Raw genomic sequence first — 15,197 nt, 5'->3', positions numbered from 1 at the left:
GTGGCTAGGTTTATGCACCCCAAAAGTGCTATAGGCCTAGTCACTAATTTATGTCTGGGCACACACCGCTTAACGACGGCTAGTCGTCTATCTGCTCGTGGAAATCTGCAGGCGCTATCGGATGCCCGGCGCGCAGTTCCTGCACCGCAAGATCCACGGCGGCTCGCCACGGGGTGTGGCCAATGCGCTCTTCGTTCGCCCGTACGTCGTCCTCGGTAGCCATGGAAGGCAGCGCCCCGGCCGCATCCGCCACAGTGCGCTGACGCTCGTATGCCGCGCCCATTTCCACGATATTGTTGACGAATTCCAGTTCGGCTCGGCAGCCCAGTTCGTCGGCAAGCGGGGCGAGTTGAACCACAAGCTCACGGAGTTCATCGCGAACCCACCGCTCGTCGGTATCACGATTGACGATGACCAACGCGTCCATGCCGTAGCGGGCGGCGCGCCACTTGTTTTCGGCGATGTGCCAGGACTGTAGCGACGGTAGTTCCTCGCCAGCCTCCCACATGCGGTCGTAGTAAACCGTCAAACAGTGCGTCAATGCCACGATAGCGGCGAGTTCCTGCAGGTTAGAGGTAGCGTCAGCGACACGAATCTCAATGGTGCCGTACTTTGATGCTGGGCGAATGTCCAAGTGCATCGAACCGGTGTGGTTGATGACGCCGGAGCGGGACTGGTCGTGCATGTAGGACTCCCACTCGGGCCACGTGTAAATCGCCGGCGGCTGACCAGCAGTGGGAAGCTGCTGGTAGAGCAGGCTTCGGTTGGAAGCGTAACCCATGTCCTCGCCGTTCCAGGCCGGTGAGGAGGCAGACAGCGCCAACATGTGCGGCAGCTTCGTTGCCAGGGCCTGAATGATCGGCCAAACGCGTTCGGAGTCCTTAATGCCAACGTGGACGTGGACTCCCCAGATGATCATCTGGTTGCCCCACCACTGAGTGCGGTTGATGATTTCGGAGTAGTGCCCCTTAGCGCTGACCTGCTGAGCAGTACCGCGGGCGAACGGATGCGAGCCCGATGACCACACATCCACCCCAACGCGGTCAGCGGCATCGAGAACCATGTCCAGCTGGCTTTGGAGCTCCGCTACGGCATCGGGCACGTTCATGTGCACACCGGTGACGAGCTCCACGGTGTTGGCGAGGAACTCGCGCTGGAGCCCATGTCCGGGATGCTCCGCATCGATGATGTCGAGCACCTCGGCGGCAGCGGGAGCGGTGTCGCGCGTTCGTCGGTCAACGAACGCCACTTCCCATTCCACTCCCAGAGATGGCTGCGCCGATCCGGAAAATTGCTCAGTCATACCGCTATTTTTTCACACTAGGAGTCGTTTTCCTCAGTTGGCTCCGTCCAGGTGACGGTTTTTGCGCACGAGGCAAGGTCACCGTTGGAATCGACAAGCGCAACTGTGGTGAAACTGTCTTCATCCACCTTGGACGGAACGTTCCAAACATCTGCATTCCGTTTGTCATCGACGTGCACTTCGCCGATGACACCCAACCCTTCGGTTGCGGGGCTGCCGATGCCACTGCAGCCAGATGCACCGCGTGCCTGCACTGTGTACTTGCCCTTATCCAAGGTAGTGAACTGACCTTTTTCGTCGGAAAGGCCCATCCATCCCTTAGCGCTCATGACCTGTACAGTTGCCAGCATTTTCATTGATCCGTCGTCGTTTGTGCGGATGAAGTTATAGGCGCTGACGCGCTCGGTCAGCTTCGGTGCAGCCGGATCTACGCTCACTGGCGCAGTGCTTGTCGACGCGTCCGCGTTCCCGTCCTTGTCACTGCTGGATTCAACCCCCGAGCAGGAAACCAACAGTGTTGCAGCACAACCCAACGCGGTGGCGACAGCAACGCGACGACGCTTTACGGCGAACATAAAAACCTCACAGATCTCACTGGCTACTAGCAGAATACTAGTACCCCTTTTTCAACCGTGATCTGTTTGAGACTGCAAAATATGCAAAAGCCCCGCGTAAGCCATGAAATGTGTGGCTTACGCGGGGCTTGGAAAGCTATGGGGAGGCTTCGTACCACGGCGGCAGGTCTTGACGCTTAGGCCGCAAACCTTAGTGAGAAACCGAAGTCCGGTGGGCCGGGAGTCTAGTGAGCCGGATCAGTTGCGACCACGACGATTCCCGCCGGAGCGTCCCGGAGGCGGTCATCGCGAGGTGCGGCTTCCCAACCGTTGTCGTGCGCAATCTGCTCAGCGGCGGCCTTTTCCTCTTCGTTCCTCGGGTCGAAGTAGACGGTAGTCTTCTCCCACACACCCATCTCCTCTTCAGGAGCGTTACCGGTCTCACCGGCGCCCCAGCCCTGCTCGCCCATCTGCTTGGACAGGTCATCGGCGAGGCCCACGACCTCAGAGTTATTCAGGACACTGACCTTGACAGTCTTGCGGTCAATCTGTGGCGCTTCGTTGGCCTCATCCTGTGCCGGTGGATTCTCTGAGGGAGGAACCGGCTTGCCTGGCTCATTTGCCGGTGGCGGCGGCGGAACCTCGCCGTCACCGTCTCCAGCAGCACCATCCTTTGCCGGATCACTGCCGTTGGCCGAGTCAGCAGGCGCACCAGAGTCAGCCGGAGCGGATGCCGAGGTGTCATTCTGGCCGGTGTTCTCGGCATCGTCGCCACGTGTGCTGAGTGCGTAGGCACCGTAGGCGACCAGGCACACGCCGATAGCGAGCAGCACGATAGCGAGAACGCGCATGTAGCGGCCATCACCGGCACCGTCGCCGATGTCGCCGTCATCAACCCCATCAGCAGCTGCGGAATTGCTAGCAGCAGCCCGAGAGCCAGCACCGGTAGTGGCGGCAGCGGTGGCACCAGCAGCGGCTGCGCCAGCGGCGGGAGCCGCAGATTTTGGCGCTGTGTGTTGAGCATCCGACGGCTCGGAGTACGCATGAGCGCCGCCAGCAGCGGGAGCCTCCGCGTAATCGCTGTACTCATCAAAGTCGTCGAAGTCGTCATCGAGTCGATGACGGCCCGGACGCGGCGAATTCTGAGGGTTTAGTTGGTCAGACACATCCCACATCCTATATGTTCTGCCGCCGAACCGTGAAGTGAAACTTGAACCTTATGCGTCTTGGTTATCCCGCACGGCACGCAGCCGATGAACCAACACGGGTTCGGCTGCTTCGGCTGCCGGAGAGTCGAGAAGTCGAGAAAGTACCTGGTGGTAGCGGATTGTGTTGTTTCCAAAGTCCTCGGCAAAGCGACGCCGAATTGCCTCCTGCCGCGCACCGGCCATACGCGGCCCACGGCGGGCAACTTTCAGCCATTCTTTCTCAAAATCCAGCATTTTCTGCGCCAAAACGGGTTCAATGCCGCTGGTATCGCCCGCGAGTCCGAGATGCTCGGATGAGTGAGGCCGCAGCTCGGTCTCAGGTTCGTGGCTGCCGCCTATGGGTTTCTTGCTCACCATTTTCCGCACCCCGCTTTCCTTCTCACTCGCCCTGATTTTCTATTCCGCACGACACTACTTATGCAGATACTTAGTGAAGATACATAGTATGGCCCAGCCACTCAGCCTCACCTATGCCCCACCTACAACTCCCTGGCACAACTCAGACATCACCAGGCGATTTAGAAAAGATGGACGCCGAGTAGAATCATCGACATGACTATCCGTCCCATTGTGATTGCCGGAGACCCCGTTCTCCACACTCCTACCCAGCCGGTAACCGAGGACATCTCCGAGCTGCGTGAGCTCATCGAGGACATGTACGAAACCATGGACCGCGCCCACGGTGTGGGGCTGGCTGCCAACCAGGTGGGCGTCGGCAAGCGTCTATTCGTCTACAACTGCCCCGATGATGACGACGTCTGGCACCGCGGCTGCGTCATCAATCCGGTGCTGACCACCAGTGAAATCCCGAAGACCATGCCTAACGACGACGGTTCCGATGACGAAGGCTGCCTCTCTGTACCCGGCCTGTCCTTCCCCACCAACCGCGCGGAGAAGGCTGTCGTCACCGGCCTGGATGAAAACGGCGAAGAGGTCCGCATCGAGGCCACCGGTTTCCTCGCTCGCTGCATGCAGCACGAGGTCGGCCATCTAGATGGGTTCCTTTACACCGACTGTCTCACGGGCCGCTGGAAGCGCATGGCCAAGAAGGAAATCAAGCGCGCCGGTTGGACCGAGGGCAGCCTGACCTGGATGCCGGGCGTGGATCCAGACCCGTTCGGCCACGAGGATTAGATCGTGGCGGATAGGCAATTGGAGTCGTCGGCAAGCGAAAGTGCAGCACAGAAGCTACCGATTTCCCGCTGGGGCGTCGGTGAAGTGGCGGTGGGACGTCGTGTCATTGTGCGGCGCGCGCTGACCGATGAAGAGGCGCTGACCAGCGGCAAGAAGACTACGGACGTCATTGGGCATGTGCTCAGCATGGATCCGTTCGTCGTGCGTCCGCAGGTTCGTGCTGGCGTGCGTGCCGACGAATCCGTGGCAGCGGTGGACTTTAGCGATAAGCACATTTTGATTGTGAAGGCCCTGCCGGATCATCCGGTGCGCAATTCGGATATTCGCGCCGTGGAAACTGCGACAGCGAAGGCCTTCCCGGGTATCGCGCATGTGGTGGAGTCGGGCTGGCTGCTGCGAGCCGGCGATGGCATTACGGAGCGTTCCAACTCTGCGCTGCCGCTCGAACCCGGAGCCAGCACTCAGCCGGTGCCGTTGGAGAAGATTAAGTCGTTTTACGATTCCCACGATTTGCCGGTGCGGATTGCGATTCCGGATAGAATCGCCAAACCGGCACAGGCACTGGTCGCGGGGCCGGAGTGGACGGTCGGGCCGGACATTACGGTTATGACGCGCGCACTCGATGGGGATTTGCCGCCTGCTGAATTGGCAGCTGAATCGGACGGCGCAGCACAGGTGCTTGATGAGCACAGCGCCGAACAGGTGCTCGATGAGCACAGCGTCGAGCTTGCAGACGTGCAGGTGGATATCGCTGATCAACCTGACGACGACTGGCTGGGGCTCTACCATTTCCGCGGCACCACGCTGCCCGAGCATGCGCTGCAGTTCCTGCGCAATGAAATTGATGGCCGCATGTGCTTCGGACGCCTGCAAGTGCCTGACAACAATGCGCCTGAAGGCATACGCACGGTAGCCATTACGCGCGGCACGCTGACCGAATCGGACGACGGCCGTGTATGGCTCGGGTTCTCCGCTGTGGAAGTCGCAGCCGATATGCGCCGCCGAGGACTTGGCACCCTACTGGGAATTCACATGATGCACTGGGGCGCACAACACGGGGCAGATTCTGCATATCTGCAGGTATTGGGCTCAAATGAGGCTGGCATTGCGCTATACCGGACACTCGGTTTTACCGAGCACCACCGACACCGCTATGCGGAGCTGACAGAGGCTTAGGTTTCGGGGCTCACGTTTCGGCCCTGCCCTGCTCGCCCTAATCGCCCTACTTCCCGCGCTTAACCCCTTTAATCCGCTTCAGCTGCTTGCCCTGCTGCTCTTTGCTGCCCATGCGATAGTCCATGCGGCACTGCCCGCGCTGCAGCTCGCGCGTCTCCGGCTTTTCCACCACACGGGTGTGGACCGAAAGCTCATGGCGACCTCTCCCCAGTGGATCACGTGAGGCAGCCATTGCAATCCAGCCGGCCAGGCCCGCAGAGACAAACCAACCGGCGACCGGAATCATCGACGGCAGAATCCAGGCATTGCGCACAAAACCATCGCGGGCTGAGACTGGCATCCCGTGTGCACCTTCGATTTTCATGCCCATGGCGTGTTTACCCGGCGACCCGTCGAAGATGGAGTCCCCCGCCACGCGGTAGAGGTAAAAACCACCGGGACCGAGGAAGAGGCTGATCAGCATCACCATTACGCCGCTGTCCGATGCCCCCACGATGCTAGTGAGAACTGCAATGGAGGCGATCAATGCAGTGTAGATGACAGAATCCACCAACAGCGCACCACCACGACGTGCCACTGAGCCATTGGCCAGATTGGGGTCAAAGCCGAGGTGTACCGCCATTTGAGCGGTCAGCGGCGCGACTTTGGGATTAGCACTGAGCGCACCGAAGGAAGACGCCCCATAGCTAGCGGGGTACCCGCTTTCATAGCCGACCGGAATGTTTGCTACCGGATATGGCACTTCCTGATACGGCATTGCCGCATCGTACGCCGCATATGCGTCGTGTTCCCGATAAACGTTCCTGCCACTACTACCCAGGTAATCCGCCGGACTGTACTCGCCGCCGTAACGGCGATCGTCCCAGTTAGCCAACCTCGAAACTCCCTTTCCTACCGGGCTTCCGCCCACCTTGTTCGCTTTTGTCCGCTTATTTTGTCACTGCTTTGTTCAACGCATAAGGCCGCCGTTTCGTTCCCCTTTTACAATCGTTGATATGCGAATCTGTGTCTGGAACGTCAATTCGGCTCGAACTCGCCTCGACCGAATGGTGGAAATGCTGCGCCGGAATGACATTGATGTCCTGGCCGTCCAGGAAACCAAGTGCAAGGACGACCAATTCCCCACCGCTGCTTTTGAAGAGCTGGGATACCAAGTCGCCCACCACGGCCTGAATCAGTGGAATGGCGTTGCCATCATCTCCCGCGTCGGCCTTGAGGACATCCAGGCAGAGTTCCCCGGTCAGCCCGGTTTCAACAAGGACCCCGACGCAACTCCCGCATTGGAGGCCCGCCATATCGCCGCTACCTGCGGTGGCGTGCGCGTCCATAGCCTCTACATCCCGAACGGCCGCGACATCACCGACCCGCACTTCGAGTACAAGCTCGAATTTCTGGAGCGGCTCCGTCAGCACATCATCGCCACGCTTGACGACGACCCGGAGGCCACCTTCATGATGGGCGGCGACTTCAACATTGCCCCGACCGACGGCGATGTCTGGTCAATGGCAGCCTTCGCAGGGAAAACACATGTCACACCGCCTGAACGCGCAGCTTTCTATGCGCTGGAGCAGGCGGGTATGAAGGAAGTGACTCGCCAATTCACCCCAAACCAGTGGACCTACTGGGATTACAAGGCTGGCCGCTTTTTCAAGGATGAGGGCATGCGCATCGACTTCCAGCTCGCCTCCCCCGACCTCACGGCAAAGGCGTCCGCCGGATTCATCGACATCGAAGAGCGTCAGGGCAAAGGCGCATCCGACCATGCTCCGGTGATTGTGGATTACGAAGTGTAAATAAACGGGCGGAAAAGCGCGTAGGCCTAGTTCCTGCTAGGGGTGTCGCTGGGGCCGTCGTAAAGCGGAGTCTTTGCTGCCAGCCCCTAAAATCAGGGGCAGAAATGGGCGATAAAGCACCCGCACAGCACTTATGAGCCTAACTTTTTGTTCAATCTACAAATTTTCACCACAGAAAGTTATTTCGACGATATAAGGTGTTTAATCAGAACATCAATTCATTACGTCGGGAAGGAAGATCATGACTTCTGCACGCTCCCCTCAGCGCACCACTACCCCGGAGCCAGCGAGCGGCTTCCCCACCGCGGATGACTCGACTGAGTCCGATGAATCCCTGCGCGAAAGCGTGCAGAAGATTTCCATCGGCCTGTATGACTTCCTTGCGTCGACTCGCCGCCTCGGTGAGCGCCCGAATGCCAGGATGGACATTTCCCAGTCGGAAATGGAAGTACTGCACTTTATTTCAACCCACCCGGGCTGCGGCGTATCCGACATTGCACGCCTGCGTTTCCTACGCCCATCCAACGTTTCGGCAACAGTTCGCCGTCTACTCGACAACGGACTGATTGAACGCGAGAACAATGCAAAGGATCGCCGTGCGCAGAACCTCTATGTCTCCAGCGATGGCGAGACGCTGCTGGAGCAACTTATCGACCACTGGGGTGCGCTGGTGTACGAAATTGTGCGGACAATGTCGCAAAAGGACGTTCGTGCGCTAATTAAGGCACTGCCTTCGCTACTGAAGCTGGCGGAGCACTCGGAAAGCTATGTTGAGGAGCACCAGCGCCGCCAGGAGCCGTTCTAAAAGCGCGCCGCCAAGCCCTTCTTACTAGGTACGATGATGCTTATGGCTATTACTTTGAAGAAGGCAAAAGACGTAAAGACCGCTCCGCTCGTGGCCACTGGCCTCATCGGCGGCTGGCTCACCGCTCGCGAAACAGGCATTCGTCCGCTCGGTGGCGTCATCTTGGGTGCCGCCGGCGCATACGCAGCACGCACCTGGAACGCAAAGACCGGCGCCCTGGGAGCCGCTGGCCTAGTGGCCGCCTACCTCGGCGCTTTCGGCCTCTCACACCCGCTGGCTAAGAAGATTGGCGCATGGCCGTCCGTCCTAACCGTCACCGCGCTGGCCGCTGGCGCGGCAGCAGTTGCCGACTCCAAGTAGTCGACGCAGGGAGCGCCGGTAGGTGCGAAGCCGACACCTAGTCAAGGGCCTCCAGCAGTTTCTCGAGGTGCGCGCGCACCCGGGGCCACGATTCCACAAAAGGCGGCAGCAGATCGAGGCTGTCGACGTCGTCAAGCGGAACCCAGCGCAACTCTAGGGACTCCTCGTTCGGATTCGTCTCCAGCTCTTCGGCAGCTAGTGCGTAGACCGTGTGGTATTTCCAGCCGCCGGCGAGCTCGGGGCGATCCGGATCGGCCGGGAAGGGACCGGTGGTGACCTGCGTGTCGAGGATGCGAAGCTGATGCTCCAGCAGCCCAGTTTCCTCAGCCGTTTCACGCAGCGCGGTCGCCTCAGGAGTCTCATGAGAATCACAAGCCCCACCAGGAACACCCCACGTTAGGGGGAACGATGTCCAGTCAGCTCGATGCTGCATAAGCACAGTGCGCTGAGGGCTCACAATCAGCAGCCCTGCAGCTCCGAAGCGTCCCCAGCAGCGCGTACCGCTGGGGCCGGCTGCCCAACCATTTCCATCCTGAAGCATGTCTCCACCCTACGCCAGATACCCTTGTGTTTTCCGTCACAAGCCCGAGCGACTAAGATTTGCAAGGAACTAACGTTGCTCTGAGCGGAGAGATTGTCGCAGGCGACTTCGGTCACGTCGGAAGGACACGTGCACATGGGTGAAACCACTTCAAGTGCGCCTCATTCCCGTGCCCACGACAAAAACCGAAACCCATTCCACCGCAAGAATCGTGCTCCACGCCGAACTCGTTTCAGCGGTCGCACCACTCCCGGTGGCGAAAGCTTAGACACACACACTGCGGCTCAGGCGGCAAAGGAATCGAAAGATACTCCCGACACCACCCCGGCTACCGAGAGTGCGGCACCATCAACTGCTCTGGAAACTACAGAGTCCTCGGCTAATGCCCCAGCAACGGCCGCAACCCCAACAGCCCTAGCAGACTCTCCGCGTGATACCGACCTGCGCGTGGATGCCCTGGAAATTGGCCCGCGCAACCGGAGATTGACACGTTTTCTCGGTGAGCGTCTCTATGACAAGCTCGGCCCGTCGGCCACGTATGTGCGCCGGTCAGCGTCATTTTTGATGACGTCGCCGGGCCGATTGACCACAGTCGCCCTCATCCTCATCGTCGCTATTCTGGCCGCCGGCCTATCCATGTGGCAAACAACCTCGCAACGCCAGCAGCAGCTCACCCGAATTTCGCAGCTGAGCGAGCCGATGGCCAATGCCTCGCAGAATCTCTATGCCTCGCTGACGATTGCCGATGCGTCGGCCAACACCGCCTTTTCCCGCGGCACACTCAACAGCAGCCAGGACTTGGTCAGCAACTTCGACGATGTCATCGCACAAGCATCCATGTCCGCTACCCGCGCAGCTACGGGCATTGAAAACGTCGATGCCCCAGAGATGAAGAATATCGCGACTGTACAGCGGCTGTTGCCGGTCTACACCGGCATGGTCGAGACAGCTCGCGCGAATGCGCGCCAGGGCAATCCCGTCAGTGTCGCGTACCTCGCCTCTGCCTCAAACTTGATGCAGGTCCAGATTCTGCCAGCTGCAAAATCGCTCTACGAACGCACCAGTACCACCACTAATGATGAGCAGCGCCAACTATCAAAGCCGCCTCTTTTTCCGATGTCAGGCCTGGCAGCGGCAATTTTGATGCTGCTAATCACGCAGTGGTGGCTGACTCGCCGCACCGGTCGACTATTCAACGTCGGCCTGTTTGGTGCAACCATGCTGATGGCCATCGCGCTTGTCGGTGTGGGAATTGCCACCACTCAGCCGTGGCAGTCCAACTCTCTCTTCGGAGAGCAGCGCCCGGATGTTCATGCCCTAACCGAAGTGCGCATTGATGCCCAGCAGCTACGCGCCAGCGAAACCCTCGGCTTAGTGCGCCGTCAGCCCGCGGATGCGGAGTCCTTCTCGCAGTCGGTGCGCACCCTGGTCGGCGAGCTGGAAAGAGTGGACGCCAATGCACCGGACGATGATATCAGAGCCGCCATCCACGGTATCTACAGCTGGGAGTCCGGTCACAACCTAATGATGGAGCACTTGAGTTCAGGCGACTACGCCGGTGCGGTTCGCATCGCGACCGATGTGGATAATGCCAGCTCGTCGGCGGCTGCGTTCAACCAGGTCGATGAGTCGCTACAGAATTCCATCGCCGAGTCCCGCTTGACCGCCCGTGAGAACCTCGACCGATCCCGTCGCGCTATCGCGGCACTGTCTCTCGCCACGGTTACACTGACCGTCATCGCGGCAGTTCTGGTTGTTTTCGGCTTCCGACACCGGCTTCTGGAGTACCTATGATCGTTCCGTTCTCCCCATCGCTCCGCGGTCTCGCCGGCTGGCGGCGCAGAGCCGTCCTTGGTGCACTCGCCATCGCGGGCCTCACCGTCAGTGCCTGCGCGACCGATTCGCTTGCCGACGATCCCTACTCGCGCACAATCCTGGAGGCCACCGGTGACTTTCCCCTGCCACCGGGCGCGTTCTACGACAAAGCCTCCTCGAGGAAGCCTGCGACAGAAGCCAACACGCCAGATCTGTCCACACTCGCCCCCGATGACCAAACGCCGGAAGAGCGAATCCCGGAGATTTACCAGCGCGGTCGCATCATCGTTGGTGTTGACCAATCATTGAACCTGCTCAGCTTCCGCGACTTCAGCACCGGAGAGCTTTCGGGGTTTGAGGTATCCCTGGCACAGGAGATTGCCCGGGACATCTTTGACAATCCCGATGCTGTCGAGTTTCGGTTCGTCGACAGCAACGAACGCACCGCCGCACTCGAAGACGGCACCGTCGATGTCGTTTTGCGCACTATGACGGTCACCGATGCCCGGCGCGAAAAGGTGCTGTTCTCCGCACCGTATTTGACAGCACGAGCTGGAGTTCTCGTCTCTTCACCGGGTGGCGATGCTTCCCCCGAGGACGTCAAGGACGGTCGCATCTGCGTCTCCCGGGGATCTACTACCGAGGATTTGATTCGACGGCTCTCGCCGAACAATACGCTGCTGTTGGTCGGCAACTGGTCGGATTGCCTCATTTCACTTCAAAACAGCCAGGCAGAGATTGTCGTTGCCGATGACACCATCCTCGCTGGTATCAACGACCAAGATCCGGCCACCGCGATTGTCCAGCGGGGCTTGAACGAGGAAAGCTACGCGGCCGGTGTATCCAAGGGGAACCCAGGCCTAGTTCGCCAAATCAACGCGACCCTGGAGCGTATGGCAACCGATGGCACCTGGCAGTCCCTCTACGACACCTGGTTCGGCCCCTTCCTACCAAGTGGTACACAGCCATCGCCACAGTACGGCGACGACGAAGACATACTTGGAATCTCCCCCACACCGGAAGCTGCTCCAGAAGGCGAGGTGGATAACCGATGAGCGATGAAAACCAGTACTCCGAGCAAGCCCAGCAAGCCCAGCATCCGCAATACACGCCAGCGCCCCAGGAGGATGCTCACGCAGAGGCAGAGGCAGCTGCCACTCAGGCCGTCGCCTTCGACCCATTCGCCGATGAAGACGACGAACAAGCGCCCGGCACTGCCGCTGTCGCCTTCGACCCTTTTGCGGACGATGATGACGATGACGAAGAGTTCGATATCGCCGAATTGTTGGGGCGCGGGGGCTCGTCGTCAAGCGTGACGACCGAACCCGGCACCCAGACACCAGATCCGTCGATGGCCTCGCACCGGAAAGCGTTGGAGGACTTTCGCCGGAAGCGATCGACTGCGCACCGTGGACGCACCGTCGCCGACGGCATGGTGCACCTGCCGTACATCACAACGCAGGATCCGCGCGATGCAGTAATGAGTGATGAGAAGATTCGCGCGACGAATAAGCCGACGCCGAGCCTGAAACCCGGCGATATCGTGGCGGATCAGTACGAAATTGTGGGCCCGATTGCCCACGGCGGTCTCGGCTGGATTTATCTGGCGATTGACCACAATGTCTCGGATCGCTGGGTCGTGCTCAAGGGCATGATGGCAGCGAAAAACGAGAAGGATTTCGCCGTAGTCCAGGCAGAACGCGAGTTCCTCGCGGAAATCTCGCATCCGGGAATTGTGAAGATCATCAACTTCATCGATGAGACGGACGCCAACAGCGCCACCGGCTTCATTGTGATGGAGTACGTCGGCGGCCCGTCGTTACGCAAACAGCGACGGAGCTACCCTGACGGCGTCATGCCCTGTGACCTGGCGATTGGCTACATCCTGGAGCTACTACCCGCGCTGGATTACCTGCACTCGCGCGGCGTTGTCTATAACGATTTGAAGCCGGACAACGTGCTGCTCAGCGAAGACCATGTCACGCTTATCGACGTTGGCGCGGTCACCGGCATCGGCGCCTACGGCCATATCTACGGCACGCCCGGATTCCAGGCGCCGGAGATTGCTACGACGGGACCGACGATTGCCAGTGATATCTACACTGTCGGCCGCACGCTGGCCTCGCTGATTCTGAAGTTGCCGGCGACCAACGGCGTCTACGATCCGGGACTGCCCTCACCTGTCGAAGAGCCTCTGTTCCGCCGTTTTTACTCGCTCTACCGCTTTCTACTGCGCGCTTGCCACGAAGATCCGGAGGCTCGCTTCGGTTCTGCCGAAGAGATGAGTGTGCAGCTCATCGGCGTATTGCGCGAGATTCTGGCGGTGCGCGACGGCGTGCAATTCCCACAGGCGGTGTCGAATTTCTCGCCGCAGCGTTCCACGTACGGCACCAAGCACCTGGTGTTCCGCACCGACCAGCTTGTCGACGGCATCACCCGCGGCGTGGAAATCACTCCGCAAGAAGTGACCTTCGCGCTGCCTGTGCCACTGATTAACCCGACAGATCCGGGTGCGCGCATCCTGAGCGCCTCGTCGTTTACGGAACCCAACGAACTAATCGAAACACTGACCAACGCACTGTCCGAACCCGAGTATGGTTCTTCGGTGGAAATTCCGCTGGGCATCGTGCGTGCGAAACTGGACCTCGGATTAATTGATGAGGCCCGCGACAGCCTCTGCGATGTCTCTGAACGCTTGCAGCGCGATTGGCGTTACCACTGGTACGAGGGCGTGACTTATCTGCTTCTCGACCAATTCAACGATGCCCTCACCTCGTTCCACCACGTGCTGACAATGCTTCCCGGTGAGCCCGCCCCGAAGTTGGCGCTGGCAGCGACTCTCGAGTTGATTCAACAGCGCTTGGGCATCGCCAACGCATCTCTCCTCGAGCCCTCTGTCGCCCGCGCCGCCGCGAACTTGAGCAGCGCGCTGGATAATGTCGCTGCCGATACGCCCGAAATCTTCTCCCCCGCCTGGGCCAGCGAGTCCCTGTCGCCTCAGACAATTCGTTTCAACACCCTGCGTCTCTACGCCGTCGTGTGGGCGGCCAACCCGACGACGGTATCCTCCGCCTTCGGGCTAGCTCGTCAGCTGGCCTCTGAGCGCCAACACGAAATGGCTATCTCCCAGCTTGACCGCGTTCCCGGTAACTCCCGCCACCATCGCATGGCACGTTTGACGACGATTCTGATGCTCACCTCCGGGATGCCCTCCGAGTTGACCGAATCGAGAATTCGCCGTGCTGCGCGTCGCCTGGTGGAGCTACCAACAAATGAACCGCGCATGCCGCAGCTGCGCATCACCGTGATGGCGTCCGCGCTGAACTGGTTGCGCAGCTCGAACCTCGACCATGCAGCTAGCTCCAATGGTCTTTTCGATGCGCCCTTTACCGTGGCTGGCCTGCGTGAAGGACTGGAAAAAGACTTACGGATGCTGGCGCGCTCTTCACAGTTTCCGCGACACCGCTACAACTTGGTGGATATCGCAAATCTCATTCGGCCACGAACTTGGCGTTAGCTCTGTACCAACTCTTTACTGAACCTGGTCAAACATGCGGTCGTGGGGTGAACGCCACCCCAGAATTGGTGAATAAAGAGAGAATTGCCGTTCGTGGTTTAAGATGTCCTCTATGTTTGCCTCCTCGAAATCCTCTTTCCGCAGCGCCAAGCGTGTCATCATCAGCGCTGCAGCTCTCACCACCGCCTTTGGTATTGGGGCCGGCACTGCCGTTGCCCTGCCAGTTTCCCCAGACCTGCAGTCGCTCAGCCAGAGTGTTCGGGACCTCAAGCTGCCGGAGATCTCGACTCTGAACCCGGGCGACCTTGCTCCTGAGCTCTCTGAGGTTCTGGATTCCTCTTCGGTGAAGCTGCCGGATTCGGTCGTCACCCTAATCAATGAAAACTTCAAGTTCGCTGAAAACAACAAGCAGGTGGCGGACAAGGTCAAAACTCAGCTGCTGAACGCCATCGACAGCCTGCCGCTGCCAGCTGCGCAGAAGGCCGAAGCCACCCGCGTCGTCAACGAGATTTTCGGTTTGCTGGAGGGCCAAGACAAGCCTTCGCAGCCTGAGCCGGCGCCTGCCCCCGCTCCACAGCCAGAGCAGAAACCACGCCCTGAACCACGCCCAGAGCCAAACAACCCGTGCCCGCCGAGCGCCCGCGCATGCGTTGACCTGGCTAACCAGAAGACCTGGCTGCAGGAAAACGGCAACATCACCTACGGCCCGGTGCCCATGTCCTCCGGTATGCCAGGTTACGAAACCACCCGTGGACACTTGAGCGTTACCCGCAAGGTCCGCGATGAGTGGTCGGTTCCTTACAACGGTCCGATGCCGTTCTCTGTGTACTTCACCAACGACGGTGAGGCTTTCCACGAGGGTTCGGTCAATCAGATGTCCCACGGCTGCATCCATCTGAATCACGATGATGCCGTGATGTACTTCAACACTCTGCAGGTCGGCGACGACGTCTACATCTGGTAGTTACCTGCGCTGATGCGTTGAAATAAT

15 protein-coding genes are annotated in these 15,197 nt (G+C 59.6%); 9 read left to right on the top strand and 6 right to left on the bottom strand.

All coding sequences use genetic code 11. The features are described 5' to 3' along the window. Positions 1-79: 79 nt before the first annotated feature. The 4 genes from HMPREF2614_RS05660 to HMPREF2614_RS05645 form a co-directional block, all read right to left on the bottom strand. The gene (locus HMPREF2614_RS05660; RefSeq protein ID WP_049181120.1) at positions 80-1,303 is read right to left on the bottom strand and encodes a glutamate--cysteine ligase; all 1,224 of its coding nucleotides are present in this window, start codon (positions 1,301-1,303) and stop codon (positions 80-82) included. Between the two features lie 17 nt (positions 1,304-1,320). Next, positions 1,321-1,878 (bottom strand): hypothetical protein, encoded by a 558-nt coding sequence (locus HMPREF2614_RS05655; protein ID WP_038626693.1) that lies wholly within the window; start codon positions 1,876-1,878, stop codon positions 1,321-1,323. A 224-nt stretch (positions 1,879-2,102) separates the two neighbouring features. Beyond that, complete coding sequence (locus tag HMPREF2614_RS05650; RefSeq protein WP_222867383.1) at positions 2,103-3,032, bottom strand: LytR C-terminal domain-containing protein; 930 nt, start codon at positions 3,030-3,032, stop codon at positions 2,103-2,105. A 42-nt stretch (positions 3,033-3,074) separates the two neighbouring features. Then, positions 3,075-3,422: a DUF3263 domain-containing protein gene (locus HMPREF2614_RS05645; protein WP_070560435.1), complete on the bottom strand. Its 348-nt coding sequence runs from the start codon at positions 3,420-3,422 to the stop codon at positions 3,075-3,077. Positions 3,423-3,617: 195 nt separating this feature from the next. On the opposite strand from HMPREF2614_RS05645, the gene HMPREF2614_RS05640 reads away from it, so the two are divergent. Both HMPREF2614_RS05640 and HMPREF2614_RS05635 read left to right on the top strand, forming a co-directional pair. After that, positions 3,618-4,199, top strand: a complete 582-nt coding sequence (locus tag HMPREF2614_RS05640) for a peptide deformylase (protein ID WP_038626702.1) — start codon at positions 3,618-3,620, stop codon at positions 4,197-4,199. A 3-nt stretch (positions 4,200-4,202) separates the two neighbouring features. After that, positions 4,203-5,375 (top strand): N-acetylglutamate synthase, CG3035 family, encoded by a 1,173-nt coding sequence (locus HMPREF2614_RS05635; RefSeq protein WP_083300202.1) that lies wholly within the window; start codon positions 4,203-4,205, stop codon positions 5,373-5,375. 46 nt (positions 5,376-5,421) lie between these two features. Here the strand turns inward: HMPREF2614_RS05635 and HMPREF2614_RS05630 are convergent, their stop codons facing one another. Then, the gene (locus HMPREF2614_RS05630; RefSeq protein ID WP_246815680.1) at positions 5,422-6,249 is read right to left on the bottom strand and encodes an RDD family protein; all 828 of its coding nucleotides are present in this window, start codon (positions 6,247-6,249) and stop codon (positions 5,422-5,424) included. Positions 6,250-6,370: 121 nt separating this feature from the next. Between HMPREF2614_RS05630 and HMPREF2614_RS05625 the strand changes: the two genes are divergently transcribed. The 3 genes from HMPREF2614_RS05625 (at position 6,371) to HMPREF2614_RS05615 (ending at position 8,333) form a co-directional block, all read left to right on the top strand. Continuing rightward, a complete protein-coding gene (locus tag HMPREF2614_RS05625; protein WP_049181117.1) occupies positions 6,371-7,168 on the top strand; it encodes an exodeoxyribonuclease III in 798 nt (265 codons plus the stop codon). A gap of 241 nt (positions 7,169-7,409) precedes the next feature. Continuing rightward, the gene (locus tag HMPREF2614_RS05620; RefSeq protein WP_016421518.1) at positions 7,410-7,973 is read left to right on the top strand and encodes a MarR family winged helix-turn-helix transcriptional regulator; all 564 of its coding nucleotides are present in this window, start codon (positions 7,410-7,412) and stop codon (positions 7,971-7,973) included. Positions 7,974-8,015: 42 nt separating this feature from the next. Continuing rightward, the gene (locus HMPREF2614_RS05615; RefSeq protein ID WP_172954624.1) at positions 8,016-8,333 is read left to right on the top strand and encodes a hypothetical protein; all 318 of its coding nucleotides are present in this window, start codon (positions 8,016-8,018) and stop codon (positions 8,331-8,333) included. 37 nt (positions 8,334-8,370) lie between these two features. On the opposite strand, the gene HMPREF2614_RS05610 is transcribed toward HMPREF2614_RS05615, so the two are convergent. Next, a complete protein-coding gene (locus HMPREF2614_RS05610) occupies positions 8,371-8,874 on the bottom strand; it encodes an NUDIX domain-containing protein (RefSeq protein WP_038626710.1) in 504 nt (167 codons plus the stop codon). Between the two features lie 135 nt (positions 8,875-9,009). Here HMPREF2614_RS05610 and HMPREF2614_RS05605 point away from each other — a divergent pair, with 135 nt between their 5' ends. The 4 genes from HMPREF2614_RS05605 to HMPREF2614_RS05590 all read left to right on the top strand — a co-directional run bounded on the left by HMPREF2614_RS05605 (position 9,010) and on the right by HMPREF2614_RS05590 (position 15,170). Continuing rightward, positions 9,010-10,668 carry a hypothetical protein gene (locus HMPREF2614_RS05605; protein ID WP_070560431.1) on the top strand — a complete coding sequence of 553 codons (1,659 nt, stop codon included), beginning with the start codon at positions 9,010-9,012 and terminating at the stop codon, positions 10,666-10,668. Next, positions 10,665-11,744 (top strand): glutamate ABC transporter substrate-binding protein, encoded by a 1,080-nt coding sequence (locus HMPREF2614_RS05600; protein WP_070560428.1) that lies wholly within the window; start codon positions 10,665-10,667, stop codon positions 11,742-11,744. Before HMPREF2614_RS05605 ends, HMPREF2614_RS05600 begins: the two co-directional genes overlap by 4 nt. Then, on the top strand, positions 11,741-14,206 hold the full coding sequence (locus HMPREF2614_RS05595) for a serine/threonine protein kinase (RefSeq protein ID WP_070560426.1): 2,466 nt from the start codon (positions 11,741-11,743) through the stop codon (positions 14,204-14,206). The genes HMPREF2614_RS05600 and HMPREF2614_RS05595 overlap by 4 nt, the downstream gene beginning before the upstream one ends. Positions 14,207-14,318: 112 nt before the next feature. Continuing rightward, a complete protein-coding gene (locus HMPREF2614_RS05590) occupies positions 14,319-15,170 on the top strand; it encodes a L,D-transpeptidase (RefSeq protein ID WP_070560424.1) in 852 nt (283 codons plus the stop codon). Positions 15,171-15,197 lie beyond the last annotated feature (27 nt).

This window comes from Corynebacterium sp. HMSC074C11 (genome assembly GCF_001809455.1).
Classification (GTDB): domain Bacteria; phylum Actinomycetota; class Actinomycetes; order Mycobacteriales; family Mycobacteriaceae; genus Corynebacterium; species Corynebacterium amycolatum.
Note: the sequence above shows the minus strand (reverse complement) of the source record. Positions and strands in the feature narration are given on the sequence as shown.